Source organism: Sphingobium sp. B11D3D, assembly GCF_025961755.1.
Lineage (GTDB): Bacteria > Pseudomonadota > Alphaproteobacteria > Sphingomonadales > Sphingomonadaceae > Sphingobium.
On the sequence record NZ_JAOQOG010000001.1, the window covers coordinates 3,525,531 to 3,539,018 of the forward strand.

A 13,488-nucleotide genomic window follows, 5' to 3' on the forward strand; every position below is an offset into this window, starting at 1 on the left:
TCGCGCGATATCAATGGCATATTGTGCAGTGCGGCATCGATGCAACGCTCGCGCAGAATCTTGCCATGAGATGAACGGATCGCTGGCCCAATCGACCGTCTGGGCTGCCGGCGAGGCTCAGTCGCGCGAGATGACCGGCCGCTGCAGAAGCGGACGCCACCAGGGCAGGATGAAAAACACGAGCAGCAGCCAGATCAGGCCGACCGCCCAGCCGCCCGCCACATCGCTCGGCCAATGCACGCCGAGCCACACCCGGCTGGCCCCCGTGGCGAGAATCATCGCCGCGCAGACCCATGTCACCACCCGGCTCCGCGCCAGCAGCGCGATGGCGCCATAGAGCGCCATGGCGCCGGCGGCGTGCCCGCTGGGAAAGCTGGTGCCCACAGTCTCGACGAGGCAGGGGAGCATATCGGGGGAGAGCATCATCGGGCGCGGCGCATTGAAGCCGAGCTTCACCACGCCGATGACGAGCGCGGTCCCCACGCCCGCGACCAGCAGCGGGATCAAGCGTTCGGGATGCCCCAGCTTGATGAAGACCAGCCCCACCGCCAGCACGATCAACGTGCGACCGCCCACCGCGCCCAGCCGGTCCAGCGCCACTGCGCCATGCGTCACAAGCCCCGCACCGCGCACGCCGTGCAGCTTGCCCGCCAGTGCCATCAGCCGCTCATCGATGGGCGCGAACAGGCCGGTGGGCTGGAGGAAGCCGATGGCCGCGACCAGCAACGCCAGGCCGAGCGCAAAACTGAGCGCGACGCCCGGAGTTGGCGGTTGCCGCATCCGCCGATGGATCAGATGTGCAGCGCCCGCCCATAAGCGGCCAGCACGCTCTCGTGCATGGATTCGCTGATGGTCGGGTGCGGGAAGACCGTCTGCATGAAGTCCTGCTCCACCAGCTCGGCGGTCTTGCCGATGGTGAAGCCCTGGATCATCTCGGTCACCTCAGCGCCGACCATGTGCGCGCCGAGCAGCTCGCCGGTCTTGGCGTCGAACACAGTCTTCACGAAGCCTTCCGCCTCGCCGAGCGCGATCGCCTTGCCATTGCCGATGAACGGGAAAGTGCCGACCTTGACGGTATAGCCCGCGTCCTTCGCCTTCGCCTCGGTCAGGCCCACGGAGGCGACCTGCGGCTGGCAATAGGTGCAGCCCGGAATGTTGAGCGGGTCCATCTCATGCGGGTGGACATCCTTGTTGCCCAGCGCCTGCGCAATCGCCTCGGCGGCGGTCACGCCCTCATGGCTGGCCTTGTGCGCGAGCCATGGCGGCGCGGTGACATCGCCGATCGCCCAGATGCCATCGACGCCGGTGCGGCACAGGCCATCGGTCTTGATATGGCCGCGCTCCAGCGTGACGCCCAGCGCCTCCAGCCCGATATTCTCGGTGTTCGGGACGATGCCGATGGCGACGATGCAATGACTGAACTCGCTGGTTTCGCTCTTGCCATCCTTGCCCTTGATGGCAGCGGTAACGCCCTTGTCGCTGGCCTTGAGGCTCTCCAGCGAGGCGCCGGTGACGATCTTCATGCCACGCTTCACCAGTTGCTTTTCGAGGAACGCAGAGACGTCCTTGTCCTCGACCGGCACGATGCGATCCATCATCTCGACCACGGTCACATCCGCGCCCATGTCGTTATAGAAGCTCGCGAACTCGATGCCGATGGCGCCCGAGCCGATGACCAGCAGCTTGCCCGGCATTTCCGGCGGGGTCATCGCGGTGCGATAGGTCCAGATGCGCTTGCCGTCCGCCGGCGCGAACGGCAGGTCGCGTGCCCGCGCACCAGTCGCCACGATGATGTGTTTGGCGGCCAGATCGGTCTTCCTGCCGTCCTGGTCCGTCACCGAGAGCTTGCCTTTGCCGGTGATCGTGCCGGTGCCCATGTGCACGGCAACCTTGTTCTTCTTCATCAGGTGCGTGACGCCGGCATTGAGCTGCTTGGCGACACCGCGCGAGCGCTTCACCACCGCCTCGATGTCCGCGCTGATTTTCTCGGCGGCCAGGCCATAATCCTTGGCGTGGCTCATATAATGGAAGATCTCGGCCGAGCGCAGCAGCGCCTTGGTCGGGATGCAGCCCCAGTTGAGGCAAATACCGCCGAGCAGCTCGCGCTCCACAATGGCCGTCTTGAGGCCAAGCTGGCTCGCGCGGATCGCCGCGACATAGCCGCCGGGGCCGGAACCGAGAACGATGACGTCATAGGATTCAGACACGAAATGCTCCATCCATAATGCCCTCTCCCCTTGAGGGAGAGGGAGGGGCCCGCCGCGCAGCGGTGGGAGGGTGAGGGGTTTTCAACGCCGCAGATATCGCTTCGAGCGTTCCCTGCAAGTTGGTTTGAATATCATGATTCCAAAACCGCAGCACAATGTAGCCGCGCTCATTGAGCCAAGCCGTGCGAGCGACATCGGACGAGCTTTCCGCGTGCTGACCGCCATCGACTTCGAGAATTAGCCGCCGCTCCGGGCAGACAAAATCGGCGATGAAGGGGCCGATCGGTTGCTGCCTGCGAAATTTGAGACCTAGCTGGCCGCTCCGGAGCGCTTTCCAGAGCAGGCGTTCCGCGTCGGTCAGGTCGCGACGCAAACGCTTGGCCTGGGTCAGAGTGCTTGTGCTGTAGCCTGGCACCCCTCACCCTCCCACCGCTTTGCGGCGGGTCCCTCCCTCTCCCTCAAGGGGAGAGGGGAAAAACGAAGCGCCTGGAACCATCACGCCTCGGCAACCATCGGCGGCACCCTGCGGGGGCGGCGCACTTCGTCGATGGCGACGAAGATGAACCGGGCCTGCGTGACCTTGTAGGTTTTCTCGCTGTGCCGCGCGCGGCGCCAGGCCTCGACCTCAATGGTCATCGACGTGCTGCCCACCTTCATGAGCGTCGCGAAGACGGAGACCTCGTCTCCCACCAGCACCGGGCGGTGGAACTGCATGCCTTCCACGGCGATGGTGACAGCCCGGCCCTTGCTGTGCCGCGAGGCGACAAGCGCCGCCGCCATATCCATCTGGCCCATCAGCCAGCCGCCGAAAATGTCCCCATAGGGATTGGCATCCGCCGGCATCGCGGTGATCCGCGTGGCGGGCGCACCTTCCGGCAGGACATCCTCGTCAGCGGCCATGGTGCGCTTACGCCACCAGACCCAGCGGCGCCTCTACCAGTTCCTTGAACACCTTCATCAGCTCCGCGCCGTCCGCACCATCGATCGCGCGATGATCGAAGCTGCCGGTGGCGGACATGACGGTCGCGATGCCAAGCGCATCGTCGATCACATAAGGCCGCTTCTCGCCGGCGCCGATCGCCATGATCATCGCCTGCGGCGGATTGATCACTGCCTCGAACTGCTTGATGCCCATCATGCCCATGTTGGAGAGGCTGGCCGTGCCGCCGGTGAACTCTTCCGGCTTGAGCTTGCCTTCCTTGGCGCGAGTGGCGAGGTCCTTCATCCCAGTCGAAATGGCGGAGACAGACTTCGCGCCGGCATCGGTGATGATCGGCGTGATGAGGCCGCCCTCGATGGACACCGCCACCGAGATGTCGGCCCGGCTGAACTTGAGCAACTGGTCGCCGGCAAACTGCACATTGCATTTGGGCACAGCCAGCAGCGCCTTGGCCAGCGCCTTGATCAGCAGATCGTTGACCGAGAGCTTCACGCCCTGCGATTCGAGCGCCTTGTTCAGCTCGCCACGCAGCTTGAGCAGCGCGTCGAGGCGCACATCCACGGTAAGGTAGATGTGCGGCACCTGCTGCTTCGATTCGGTGAGGCGGCGCGCAATGGTCTTGCGCATGTTCGAGAGCTTCTCGACCTCGTGCGGAATGCCGAAATCCTGCGCGGCCGCGGCCACCGGGGCAGGCGCGGCCGAAGCCGACGCTGTGGGCGCCGCGGCCGGGCTCGCGGCCGGCTTGGGCGCGGTGCTGCCGGGCTTCACGCCCTCCAGATCGGCCTTCACGATGCGGCCATTGGGACCAGTACCGGAAACCGCGGCCAGATCGATGCCGCTGTTCGTGGCGATGCGGCGGGCAAGCGGGCTCGCCTTGACGCGATCTCCAGAGGAGGCAGCGGCCGGCGCAGCGGTCGATTTCGCGACTTCCGGCTCCGGCTTGGGGGCGCTGGCTGCTTCCGGCTTCTTCTCCGCAGCGGCGTCGGCCTTGGGTGCGGGCTTGGCTACAGCGGGAGCATCGCCGCTCGGCACCTCCTCGCCTTCCTCGACCAGAACCGCGATGACGGTGCCGACCTTCACATTGTCGGTCCCTTCGGCGACGAGTATCTTGCCGACGACCCCTTCGTCCACGGCTTCAAATTCCATGGTGGCCTTGTCGGTCTCGATTTCGGCGAGCAGATCGCCGGACGAGACGGTGTCGCCTTCCTTCACGAGCCATTTCGAAAGCGTGCCTTCCTCCATGGTCGGCGAGAGGGCGGGCATCTGGATATTGATCGCCATGGGGGCCAGGCTTTCCTGTTTTTCGGGTTGGACAATCACCGGCCACCTTCACGCTTTGCCCGTCGGGGTCAAGGCCATCCCTTGCATCCAGACCGAATTTCCCGCACCTACCGAGCCGGTTTCTTCGGGGGAGCAGGCGATGATGCGGACTTATCTCGTCGTGGTGGACGAAAGCAGCGAGGCGGAATCGGCCCTGCTGTTCGCCGCGCGCCGCGCTGCCAAGACGGGCGGCGGCGTGCATATGCTGGCGCTCGTGCCCAAGACCGAGTTCGTCCAATGGGGCGCCGTGCAGGCGACGATGGAGGAAGAAGCGCGCGCCCGCGCCGAGGCCCTCGCGGCCAGTGCCGCCGGCACGCTGATGGCGGAAGCGGGCATCCAGCCCGCGATCACGGTCAAGGTCGGCGATCCCGTGGCATCGGTGAAGGAGATGCTGGCCTCGGGCGAAACGGTCGCCGCGCTCGTGCTCGGGGCGGCGCCCAAGGGCGCGCCCGGCCCGCTGGTGGCGCACTTTGCCGGCAATGATGCCGGTACCCTGCCCTGCCCGGTGATGATCATCCCCGGATCGCTGAGCCGCGAGGATATCGAGCGGCTGAGCTGAGGGTCCGCTGCCGCCAAGTCAAATCAAAGCCGTGCTCCTGCGAAAGCAGGAGCCTAGGGCGGCGAGGTTCGTCGGTTGAGCCCTGGGCTCCTGCCTTCGCAGGAGCACTGTTAATTTCATTACGACAACGAAAAAGGGGCCGACCTTCGCCAGCCCCTCCTTCAAAATCCGATTGCGGCGGGTTCAGCCCGGCTGGTTGGCCCGTTCGGCGCCATTGCCGTCCAGATTCTCCGCGACGAACGCCCAGTTGACGTGCTTCTTGAGGATCGTGTCCGCGAAGTTGGGGCGCGCGTTGCGATAATCGATGTAATAGGCGTGCTCCCATACATCGAGGATGAACAGCGGCGTATCGCCATGCGCCACCGGGCAATCAGCGTCGTGATAGCTGGTCACTTCCAGCTTGCCGTCCTTGAGGATCAGCGCGGCCCAGCCGCTGGCGAAGTGGCCGACGGCTTCCGCCTTCAGCTTCTCGATCAGCGCGTCGGTCGAGCCGAAGCCTTCGTTGATGAGATCGGCCAGCTTGCCGCTCGGCTCCTGCGTCTCGGGCGAGAGGCACTGCCAGAAGAAGCTGTGGTTCCAGATCTGGCCGACCTGGTTGAACAGACCGCCCTTGGAGGACTTGATCAGCTCGACCAGCGACTTGCCCTGCAGGGCCGGATCGGCGGCGACCAGCTCATTGGCCTTCGTCACATAGGCATTGTGGTGCTTGCCGTGGTGATAGTCGAAGGTCTCGGCCGACATGTCATCGCCAAAGGCGGTCTTGGCATAGGGAAGGTCGGGCAGTGTGAATGCCATGGCGCTAATCTCCTCTTGGTGCATTAAAGTCGTTCTGCAGGCGAAACGCGCAGGCGCGCGATTCGTGTCGGTTGCCCGCAGCAGATGGCGCGTAGACCGGCAGCTTTCCAGTCATCTCTCCCGATCAGCGCCAAATATAATTTCGATATGACAGCGGCGCGACTTTGGCATAGCCTGTGCGATGGCCGATAACCGGCTTTAGGGGAGGGTGCGGTCAAAGCACCCGGCAAACGACTGGGGGAGCATCATGACGAAACTGTTCGGCAATCTGCATCTCGTCCTGCTGATCGGGGTTATTCTGACCCTGGCCGTCATTTACGGCATTGGCCCGAATGGCGAATCCGTTTCCGCCGCCTTGCGCTGGCTGCACACCTTCTTCGGCATTTTGTGGATCGGCCTGCTCTATTACTTCAACTTCGTGCAGATCCCGACCATGCCCAAGGTCCCGGCAGAGCTGAAGCCGGGCGTCTCCAAGTTCATCGCGCCGTCCGCGCTGTTCTTCTTCCGCTGGGCCGCGGCGCTGACCGTGCTGACCGGCCTGCTAGTGGCATGGCGCACCGGCTATCTGCACGAGGCGTTCGCGTTCAAGGCGCCCTATCAACTGATCGGCCTTGGCATGTGGCTCGCCGTGATCATGGCGATCAACGTGTGGTTCGTGATCTGGCCGGCGCAGAAGAAGGCGCTGGGGCTGGTGGCCGCCGACGATGCGACCAAAGCCAGCGCTGCCACCCGCGCGATGATCTTCAGCCGCACCAACACGCTGCTGTCGATCCCGATGCTCTACTGCATGGTCAACTTCAACGGCGGCTGACCGGCCGGCGCCCTGCGCGAGGCGCAAGCGCCTCAAAGCAGGGCGTGTTTCTTCAGGCAGTGCCGCAACTGGTCGTAGGAGAGCCCGATCGCCTTGGCCGTGGCGCGCTGGTTGAAGCGGTGGCGCTGGAGCGCATGGCGCAGGATCGCGGCCTCATGCGCGTCGACAGCACCGCGAAAGTCGGCAACATCGTCCAGCGCGATCAGCAATCGTCCATCTTCGACTGCACCCTCCTCGGAAGGACCGGCGACAGGCGCCGCGGTGGCGGTAGCGGGTTTTCCCGGCATCGGCTGCGGCTTCCAGGGCGAAGCAAAGGGATCGAGCTGGATCTCGTCGATCGGCCGATCCGGATCGGGCCAGCGATACACGGCGCGCTCGACCACATTGCGCAGCTCGCGCACATTGCCGGGCCAGCGATAGGCGTTGAGCGCCGTCATCATCCGCTTGGAAAAGCCCGGCCATGACGACCAGCCGCATTCCGATGCCATCTTGCGCCCGAAATGCTCGACCAGAACGTCGACATCGCCCTCGCGCCCGCGCAGAGGCGGCAGGGTAATCACCTCGAAGCTCAGCCGGTCGAGCAGGTCGGCGCGGAACCGCCCGGCTTCCACCGCATCGGGCAGATGCTCGTTGGTCGCCCCGACAATCCGCACATCGACATTGAGCGGCCGCGAACTGCCGATGCGCGTCACCTCGCCATATTCCACGGCGCGCAGCAGCCGCTCCTGCGCCGCCATGGAGAGCGTGCCCAGTTCGTCGAGGAACAGGGTTCCGCCATCGGCCTCCTCGAAGCGACCGGCCCGCGCCCGCGTCGCGCCGGTGAAGGCGCCGGCCTCATGGCCGAACAGCTCAGCCTCGATCAGCGTCTCGGGCAAGGCGGCGCAGTTCATGATGATGAGCGGCCCATCCCAGCGCTGGGAAAGGCGATGGATGCGCTCGGCGATCAGCTCCTTGCCGGTACCCCGCTCGCCGATGACCAGCACCGGGCGGTTGAGGTCAGCCGCGCGGCCGGCCTGCTCGACCGCATCCAGAAAGGCGAGGGATTCCCCGACGAAATGCGTCGTCTTTTCCATTCCCAACTTTTAGGGATATTTCCCAACTCATTGCAACAAACAATGCTTCGCGCCCACCTCGATCAAGAAGAAATTGGCGAAAATCCGGGCTTCTCAGAAATTGGCACGCCCCCTGCACTGCATTGGGCAATCCGCCAACGAGCGGGATTTGAAGGCCTAACCAGGATCAGGAAGAGACCGCCATGTTGAACACAATCGACCGCTTCGGTGCTCAGACCGCTGCAGCATGTCTTACCCTCATTTTCAGCGCCATCATGGTGATCGGCGCTGTCGGCCCTGCTCTCACCGGCAACCCTGCCGCCACGACTGCAGCGGCTCTGGACAACACACCGGACAAGCCGTCACAATCCCTTGTGTGACGGCTTCAAGGTCGGGGCAGCACACCCCCGCTGCCCCGACCGAACCGCCTCAGTTGGAGTATGTACATGAGTATTTTCTCTCGCACCCGGGACATCATTGCCGCCAACGTGACCGATCTGCTGGATCGCGCCGAGGACCCGGCCAAGATGATCCGCATGATCATCCTCGAAATGGAGGAGACGCTGGTCGAGGTGCGTGCATCGGCAGCGCGGACCATCGCCGACCAGAAGGAGATGCGCCGCCACATCGCCAAGCTCGATGCCCTGCAGGAAAGCTGGGTCGAGAAGGCGCAACTCGCCCTCTCCAAGGATCGCGAAGACCTTGCCAAGGCCGCGCTGGTCGAGAAGCAGAAGGCCGGCGACATGGCCGAGCAGCTGCGCGGGCAGATTGCCATGCTGGATGAGGCGCTGGCCGCATCCGAAGAAGACATCGCCAAGCTGCAGGCCAAGCTGCGCGAGGCGCGCGTCCGGCAGAACAGCCTCGTCGCCCGCATGGAGAGCGCACAGACGCGCCGGCGTGCGCGCGAGATGTATAATGGCGAGCGCGTGCAGGATGCCTTCTCCCGCTTCGAACTGCTGGAGCGCCGGGTCGATCTGGCCGAAGGCGAAGCCGATGCCATGGGTCTGGGCGGTCAGCCCAAGACGCTGGAGCAGGAAATCGCCGAGCTCCAGTCCGCCGACAAGGTGGAAGCCGAACTCGCGGCGCTCAAGGCCGCGCAAGCCAGGAAGGATTGATCCATGGAGGACGTCTTTCTGCCCATCGTCATCTGCGGCATGCTGTTCATCGGCATGCCGTGGCTGATCTTCCACTATGTCACAAAGTGGAAGCAGGCGCCCAAGATCACCGATGAGGACGAACGGCTGCTCGATGAGATGCACATGCTCGCCCGTCGCCTGGAGGAGCGCCTCCAGACGGTCGAGCGGATCATCGCCGCCGATAATCCCGATTTCCGTCCAGCCCGCCCGAGCGCGAGCGACGATCCCTATTTCGACAGGAGGAACTGAGATGTCCGCCCGCCGCACCAAATTCTACCTCGACAAGAAAAATGCCAAAGCCATGGGCGTGTGCGCCGGCATTGCCGACTATATGGGCATCGACGTGCTCTGGGTCCGCATTGGCGCCGTGCTCGTGACGCTGGCCGGCGGCTTCCCCTGGACGGTGATCGCCTATCTGCTCGCCGCATGGATGGCCGAGCCCAAGCCGACCGGCCTCTATGCCGACCGGGAAGACGAGCGCTTCTGGCAGGGCGTGCGCACCAATCCGGCGCGCTCTACCCGCGATGTGCGCAGCAAGTTCCGCGACATCGACCGGCGCCTGTCCGACATCGAGACCTTCTACACCAGCCGCAACACCCGGCTTGCCGACGAGATCGACAGCCTGCGCTGACACAAGGGCGAGGCGAATGAGAGGCGCAACAGCGCTCGATTACAGGGGAATTTCAACCATGGATCCTATCACCGCGGACGCCGTCGTCGAATCGATGCCGCTCATCGTCGGCGCCAGTTCGCTGCTCGGCCTGCTGGCCATCGCCGGATGGGTCTTCAACACCTGGCTGCGCGTCCGGCACGGCTATCCGCTCGAGAACAGCTGGGGCAAGGCCGTCTACCCGCAGAAGAATGAGGAGCTCAGCGAGCGGATCAAGCTGCTCAGCCAGGAGAATGCGCAGCTGCGTGCCGAGCTTGGCGCGGTCAAGGATCGGCTGGCCAATGTGGAGCGCATCGTGACCGACAGCGCCCTTCATCTGACCAACGAGATCGAAAGCCTGCGCACCCCCTCCAACTGATCGCCATCCAACTGGCCGGGAGTCCCATCATGCCTGCTTCAATGCTGTTATTCTTCATGATTGTCGTCGGCATCCCGGTCATCGGGGGCATCTGGAGCAAATATATGCGGCAGAAGATGAAGCTGCGCGAGCGCGAGTTGGACGTGCTCGGCACACAGACCGCAGAAAAGGCCGCACAATATGCCGCGCAAGTCGAGCGGCTGGAGCAGCGGGTGCGGGTCCTGGAGCGGATCGTGACCGATCGCGGCGCGGCCCTTGCCCATGAAATCGACCAGCTCGGCGGCGCTGAATCCGCCCCTCACGAAACCCCCACGCGGACCGACCACTAAGACATCGACAGGAGGAGATAGAGTCATGACCGATCTTGACCTCGTGAAGCACGCCATGACCATGATAGCGCTAACTTTATCATTTGCACTTGTCGCCCTGGCCTCGCTCAAGGGCTGGAACGGATGGCTGGCGCTCAAGCGGGCAGAGCTGGACATGGCCGCCAGCCGCGCCGCCCCGCGCGCGCCGACCCCGGACGCACCCCTGGCCGGCGGGCTGATCGAGATGGCCGATCTCAAGGAGCGCATCCGCAAGCTGGAAGCCATCGCCGCCGGCATCGACGTCTGATCCGCAGAGTTTCACTGGCCTCCCGCGCGCCGCGACCTATATGGGCGGCATGACGACATTGCAGACCATCCAGGACGATTACGAACTGCTCGAAGGCGATGAGCGCTACCGGCTACTGATCGACCTGGGCCGCGAACTGGAACCGATGCCGGACGCGCTGAAGACGGACGCGACGCTCGTGCGGGGCTGCTCCGCCTCCGTCTGGGTCTACCCGACACGGCTGGACAATGGCGCGCTGCATTTCCTGGCGGACAGCAACGCCGCCATCACCAAGGGCATCATCGCCTTGGTCCTGCTCACTGTGCAGGACCGGATGCCGGCGGAGGTCGCGACGTTCGATATCGAACAGGCGCTGGCACCCTTCGACCTCAAGCGCCAGCTCTCGTCCAATCGCACGCAAGGGCTGCCGAACATGATCGCGCTGATCCGGGAAACGGCGACTCGCCTGCAGGCGGAGGATGCTGCGGGTTGAAAAGGGGGCGGTTGACAGGCTCACGTCACAGCTTGCAGGTTGGGCGCCATACCGGTGAGCCGTTTTCACCGCAGCTTCATTCGCATTCGGCCTCCGCCACGAACAGGGCGGGCGCCAGAAGAAACAGGTGGCGCATTGATTGATCCCAAGCATTTCCGCGACGTTCTCGGCAGTTATCCCACCGGCGTATGCGTCATCACCTCAAATAATGCGGACGGCCAGCGCTGGGGCCTCGCGGTCGGCACTTTTTCTTCGATCTCGCTAGACCCGCCGCTGGTCGGCTTCCTGCCCGACAAGCGCTCGGGAAGCTGGGCCAATATCGCCACCACCGGCCGCTTCTGCGTGAATGTGCTGGGCAATGCGCAGCTGGAGACCTGCCGGCGATTCGCCTCGCGGCATGACGACAAGTTCGAGGGCATGGCCCATGGCACCAGCCCCGGCGGCCTGCCGATTCTCGATGGTGCGCTCGCATGGATCGAATGCGCGATCGAAAAGGTCGTGGAATTGGGCGACCATCTTCTCGTCGTCGGCGCGGTGCAGGCCATGGAGCGTGCGCCCGAGGGCTCGCCGCTGATCTTCTATCGCGGTGGCTATCACCGACTGATCGATCTGGAAGACGCCACCGCCTGACCGGCTCACGCCCGGCCGAACGGCAGGATCGCCTCCAGCTCCGGCAAAGACGGCTTGCCCGGCACCTGCCGACCGCTGCGCATCAGGAAGACATGGCGGACGATCTCCGCCTGCTGCTCGATCCCATAGCGCGCGAACGGCTTGCCCGGCTGGTAGTCGTAATCATAGCGGCAGAACGGGTGCCGCCACACCAGCAGGTTGATGCCGGTCTGGTGCTGCCAGACGTGCGTCATTTCGTGAATGAACAGCCCTTGCGCCGCCAGATCGCCGGCACCGAAGCAATCGCAATAGCTGCGCCCCTGCGGATGGAAATGAATATGCCCGCGCGGCGCCATGACGATGGCACGCGGCTGAAAGGGCCACCATTTGCGGTTGCGAATCCGCACCTCGTCCAGGGCGATCGCATCGCCGAACACCCGCTCGACCAGCGCGCGCTCCGGCTGGGACAGCGGCCGATCGACGGCGCCAATGTGCGGGGATGGGACGGCCATGCAGCCGTGATAGGCGCCCCTGCCTCACCGGCAAGGCCCGCCTCTCCCGGCGCATGCCCGCCGGCCGTCACTCGCTCTTGAGATCGAGAACCGACACCGCCGCCAGAATGACGCCAAAGACCGCAACCATGCCGATGAAGGTCAGGACCGGCCACTGCATAAGAAGGTTCATCGCGAATGCTCCTGCAAACCATGTGATGAGCCCTCTTTTCACCGAACGGCGCCGCCGACATTGATCGGCATCAAACCCGCGCCCGCCCCATCCGGGCGGAATTTTTTTCACGGGTGATCCCCGCGCGGCATTTCCCGTGCGTAAAAACCGACAATCTTGCCCAAGTCTGACAGGTCCATTCATCGGGCGGTCATCTGGGCTGACTTAGAAAAGCGATGTGGCGCGGGGACTGACCTCGGGATTCCCCCCTGTTGCCCGGGCTTCGCCCCGCACCACATGCGCAAAAATTCAGGCGCTTTCTTCGAGCCCCCGCTCCATGCCCCCCGGAGCGGGGGTTTTCGATGTCCGCGCTATACGCCCGGCCTGGTGCCGCGACGCACAGCCGCTCGAGTCAAAATAATCGCTTCGCGGCTTGGGTTCGGCGCCGAGGGCGGCTAGGGACTTTGGCCATGTCGACCAAGCAGACTCTCAAGATCGCCTCCTGGAATATCAACAGCGTCCGCGCCCGCCTCGAAATCGTCGAGCGCTTCCTCACCGAGTATCAGCCGGACGTTCTGTGCATGCAGGAGACGAAGGTCGTGGACGGCTCCTTTCCGGAGGGCCTGTTCCGCCGGCTCGGCTATAATCATCAGGTGCTGCACGGCCAGCCGATGCACCATGGCGTGGCCATCGTCAGCCGCATTCCGGTGCGTGAGGACGAGCGACTCGATTGGCAAGCCAATGGCGAGGCGCGCCACATCGGCGTGCGGCTGGAAAACGGGCTGCGCATCGAGAATGTCTACGTGCCCGCCGGCGGCGAAGAGCCGGACCGCACGATCAACCGCAAGTTCGGCCAGAAGCTCGATTTTCTGCAGCGTATGATCGATTGGTCCGGCAAGCTCGGCGGATCGACCCTGCTGCTCGGCGACTTCAACGTCGCGCCGCTGGAGTGCGATGTGTGGAGCCACAAGCAGCTCATCAACGTCGTCAGCCACACCCAGATTGAGCGCGACCTGCTCGGCCATCTCCAAAGCTCGCACAACTGGATCGACCTTGGCCGGCGCTTCGTGCCCGCGCCCGAGCGGCTCTACACCTGGTGGAGCTACCGCGCGCAGGATTGGGCGAAGTCTGATCGCGGCCGTCGGCTCGACCATATGTGGCTGAGCCCCGACCTCGCGGAGACGGCGGTCTCGCATCAGGTCGCCGAGGATTGCCGCAGCTGGACGCGCCCCTCGGACCACGCTCCGCTGATTACGGAATTCGCCTTCTGATGGGCGCGCG

The 13,488-nt window shown here is 64.4% G+C and carries 20 protein-coding genes; 12 read left to right on the top strand and 8 right to left on the bottom strand.

Translation table 11 applies throughout. The features are described from left to right. Positions 1-117 precede the first annotated feature (117 nt). From M2334_RS16325 to M2334_RS16345, 5 genes are all read right to left on the bottom strand, one after another. On the bottom strand, positions 118-780 hold the full coding sequence (locus M2334_RS16325; protein ID WP_264605985.1) for a phosphatase PAP2 family protein: 663 nt from the start codon (positions 778-780) through the stop codon (positions 118-120). An 11-nt stretch (positions 781-791) separates the two neighbouring features. Beyond that, positions 792-2,207: a dihydrolipoyl dehydrogenase gene (gene lpdA / locus M2334_RS16330; RefSeq protein ID WP_264605986.1), complete on the bottom strand. Its 1,416-nt coding sequence runs from the start codon at positions 2,205-2,207 to the stop codon at positions 792-794. Beyond that, positions 2,200-2,622 carry an endonuclease domain-containing protein gene (locus tag M2334_RS16335; protein WP_264605987.1) on the bottom strand — a complete coding sequence of 141 codons (423 nt, stop codon included), beginning with the start codon at positions 2,620-2,622 and terminating at the stop codon, positions 2,200-2,202. Before M2334_RS16335 ends, lpdA begins: the two co-directional genes overlap by 8 nt. A gap of 80 nt (positions 2,623-2,702) precedes the next feature. Then, positions 2,703-3,107: an acyl-CoA thioesterase gene (locus M2334_RS16340; protein ID WP_264605988.1), complete on the bottom strand. Its 405-nt coding sequence runs from the start codon at positions 3,105-3,107 to the stop codon at positions 2,703-2,705. A gap of 7 nt (positions 3,108-3,114) precedes the next feature. Further along, positions 3,115-4,428, bottom strand: coding sequence for a pyruvate dehydrogenase complex dihydrolipoamide acetyltransferase (locus M2334_RS16345; protein WP_264605989.1), 1,314 nt, complete (start codon positions 4,426-4,428; stop codon positions 3,115-3,117). A 142-nt stretch (positions 4,429-4,570) separates the two neighbouring features. Here M2334_RS16345 and M2334_RS16350 point away from each other — a divergent pair, with 142 nt between their 5' ends. Continuing rightward, a complete protein-coding gene (locus M2334_RS16350; protein WP_181561548.1) occupies positions 4,571-5,026 on the top strand; it encodes a universal stress protein in 456 nt (151 codons plus the stop codon). A gap of 183 nt (positions 5,027-5,209) precedes the next feature. Here M2334_RS16350 and M2334_RS16355 read toward each other — a convergent pair whose 3' ends face one another. Next, on the bottom strand, positions 5,210-5,821 hold the full coding sequence (locus M2334_RS16355) for a superoxide dismutase (RefSeq protein WP_264571487.1): 612 nt from the start codon (positions 5,819-5,821) through the stop codon (positions 5,210-5,212). Between the two features lie 247 nt (positions 5,822-6,068). On the opposite strand from M2334_RS16355, the gene M2334_RS16360 reads away from it, so the two are divergent. Next, positions 6,069-6,632, top strand: a complete 564-nt coding sequence (locus tag M2334_RS16360; protein WP_264574156.1) for a urate hydroxylase PuuD — start codon at positions 6,069-6,071, stop codon at positions 6,630-6,632. Positions 6,633-6,664: 32 nt separating this feature from the next. Here M2334_RS16360 and pspF read toward each other — a convergent pair whose 3' ends face one another. Beyond that, entirely contained in the window at positions 6,665-7,705 is a 1,041-nt protein-coding gene (gene pspF / locus M2334_RS16365; protein WP_264605990.1) for a phage shock protein operon transcriptional activator, read from the bottom strand. Positions 7,706-7,887: 182 nt separating this feature from the next. Between pspF and M2334_RS16370 the strand changes: the two genes are divergently transcribed. The 9 genes from M2334_RS16370 (at position 7,888) to M2334_RS16410 (ending at position 11,565) form a co-directional block, all read left to right on the top strand. Next, on the top strand, positions 7,888-8,064 hold the full coding sequence (locus M2334_RS16370) for a hypothetical protein (protein ID WP_264605991.1): 177 nt from the start codon (positions 7,888-7,890) through the stop codon (positions 8,062-8,064). A 66-nt stretch (positions 8,065-8,130) separates the two neighbouring features. Further along, positions 8,131-8,799, top strand: coding sequence for a phage shock protein PspA (gene pspA, locus M2334_RS16375; protein WP_181560861.1), 669 nt, complete (start codon positions 8,131-8,133; stop codon positions 8,797-8,799). A gap of 3 nt (positions 8,800-8,802) precedes the next feature. Beyond that, complete coding sequence (gene pspB, locus M2334_RS16380) at positions 8,803-9,069, top strand: envelope stress response membrane protein PspB (protein ID WP_181560862.1); 267 nt, start codon at positions 8,803-8,805, stop codon at positions 9,067-9,069. Position 9,070: 1 nt separating this feature from the next. Beyond that, the gene (pspC, locus tag M2334_RS16385) at positions 9,071-9,451 is read left to right on the top strand and encodes an envelope stress response membrane protein PspC (protein ID WP_181560863.1); all 381 of its coding nucleotides are present in this window, start codon (positions 9,071-9,073) and stop codon (positions 9,449-9,451) included. Positions 9,452-9,545: 94 nt separating this feature from the next. Continuing rightward, entirely contained in the window at positions 9,546-9,848 is a 303-nt protein-coding gene (locus M2334_RS16390) for a cell division protein ZapB (RefSeq protein ID WP_181561549.1), read from the top strand. 29 nt (positions 9,849-9,877) lie between these two features. Continuing rightward, the gene (locus tag M2334_RS16395) at positions 9,878-10,177 is read left to right on the top strand and encodes a hypothetical protein (RefSeq protein WP_264593432.1); all 300 of its coding nucleotides are present in this window, start codon (positions 9,878-9,880) and stop codon (positions 10,175-10,177) included. Between the two features lie 25 nt (positions 10,178-10,202). Then, the gene (locus M2334_RS16400) at positions 10,203-10,463 is read left to right on the top strand and encodes a hypothetical protein (RefSeq protein ID WP_264571489.1); all 261 of its coding nucleotides are present in this window, start codon (positions 10,203-10,205) and stop codon (positions 10,461-10,463) included. A 40-nt stretch (positions 10,464-10,503) separates the two neighbouring features. Next, positions 10,504-10,935 (top strand): SufE family protein, encoded by a 432-nt coding sequence (locus M2334_RS16405; protein WP_413715179.1) that lies wholly within the window; start codon positions 10,504-10,506, stop codon positions 10,933-10,935. A 135-nt stretch (positions 10,936-11,070) separates the two neighbouring features. Then, positions 11,071-11,565: a flavin reductase family protein gene (locus tag M2334_RS16410; RefSeq protein ID WP_264576861.1), complete on the top strand. Its 495-nt coding sequence runs from the start codon at positions 11,071-11,073 to the stop codon at positions 11,563-11,565. Positions 11,566-11,570: 5 nt separating this feature from the next. Here the strand turns inward: M2334_RS16410 and M2334_RS16415 are convergent, their stop codons facing one another. Then, positions 11,571-12,056, bottom strand: a complete 486-nt coding sequence (locus M2334_RS16415) for a vgr related protein (RefSeq protein ID WP_264605992.1) — start codon at positions 12,054-12,056, stop codon at positions 11,571-11,573. Between the two features lie 621 nt (positions 12,057-12,677). Here M2334_RS16415 and M2334_RS16420 point away from each other — a divergent pair. After that, positions 12,678-13,478: an exodeoxyribonuclease III gene (locus M2334_RS16420; protein ID WP_181560868.1), complete on the top strand. Its 801-nt coding sequence runs from the start codon at positions 12,678-12,680 to the stop codon at positions 13,476-13,478. Positions 13,479-13,488 lie beyond the last annotated feature (10 nt).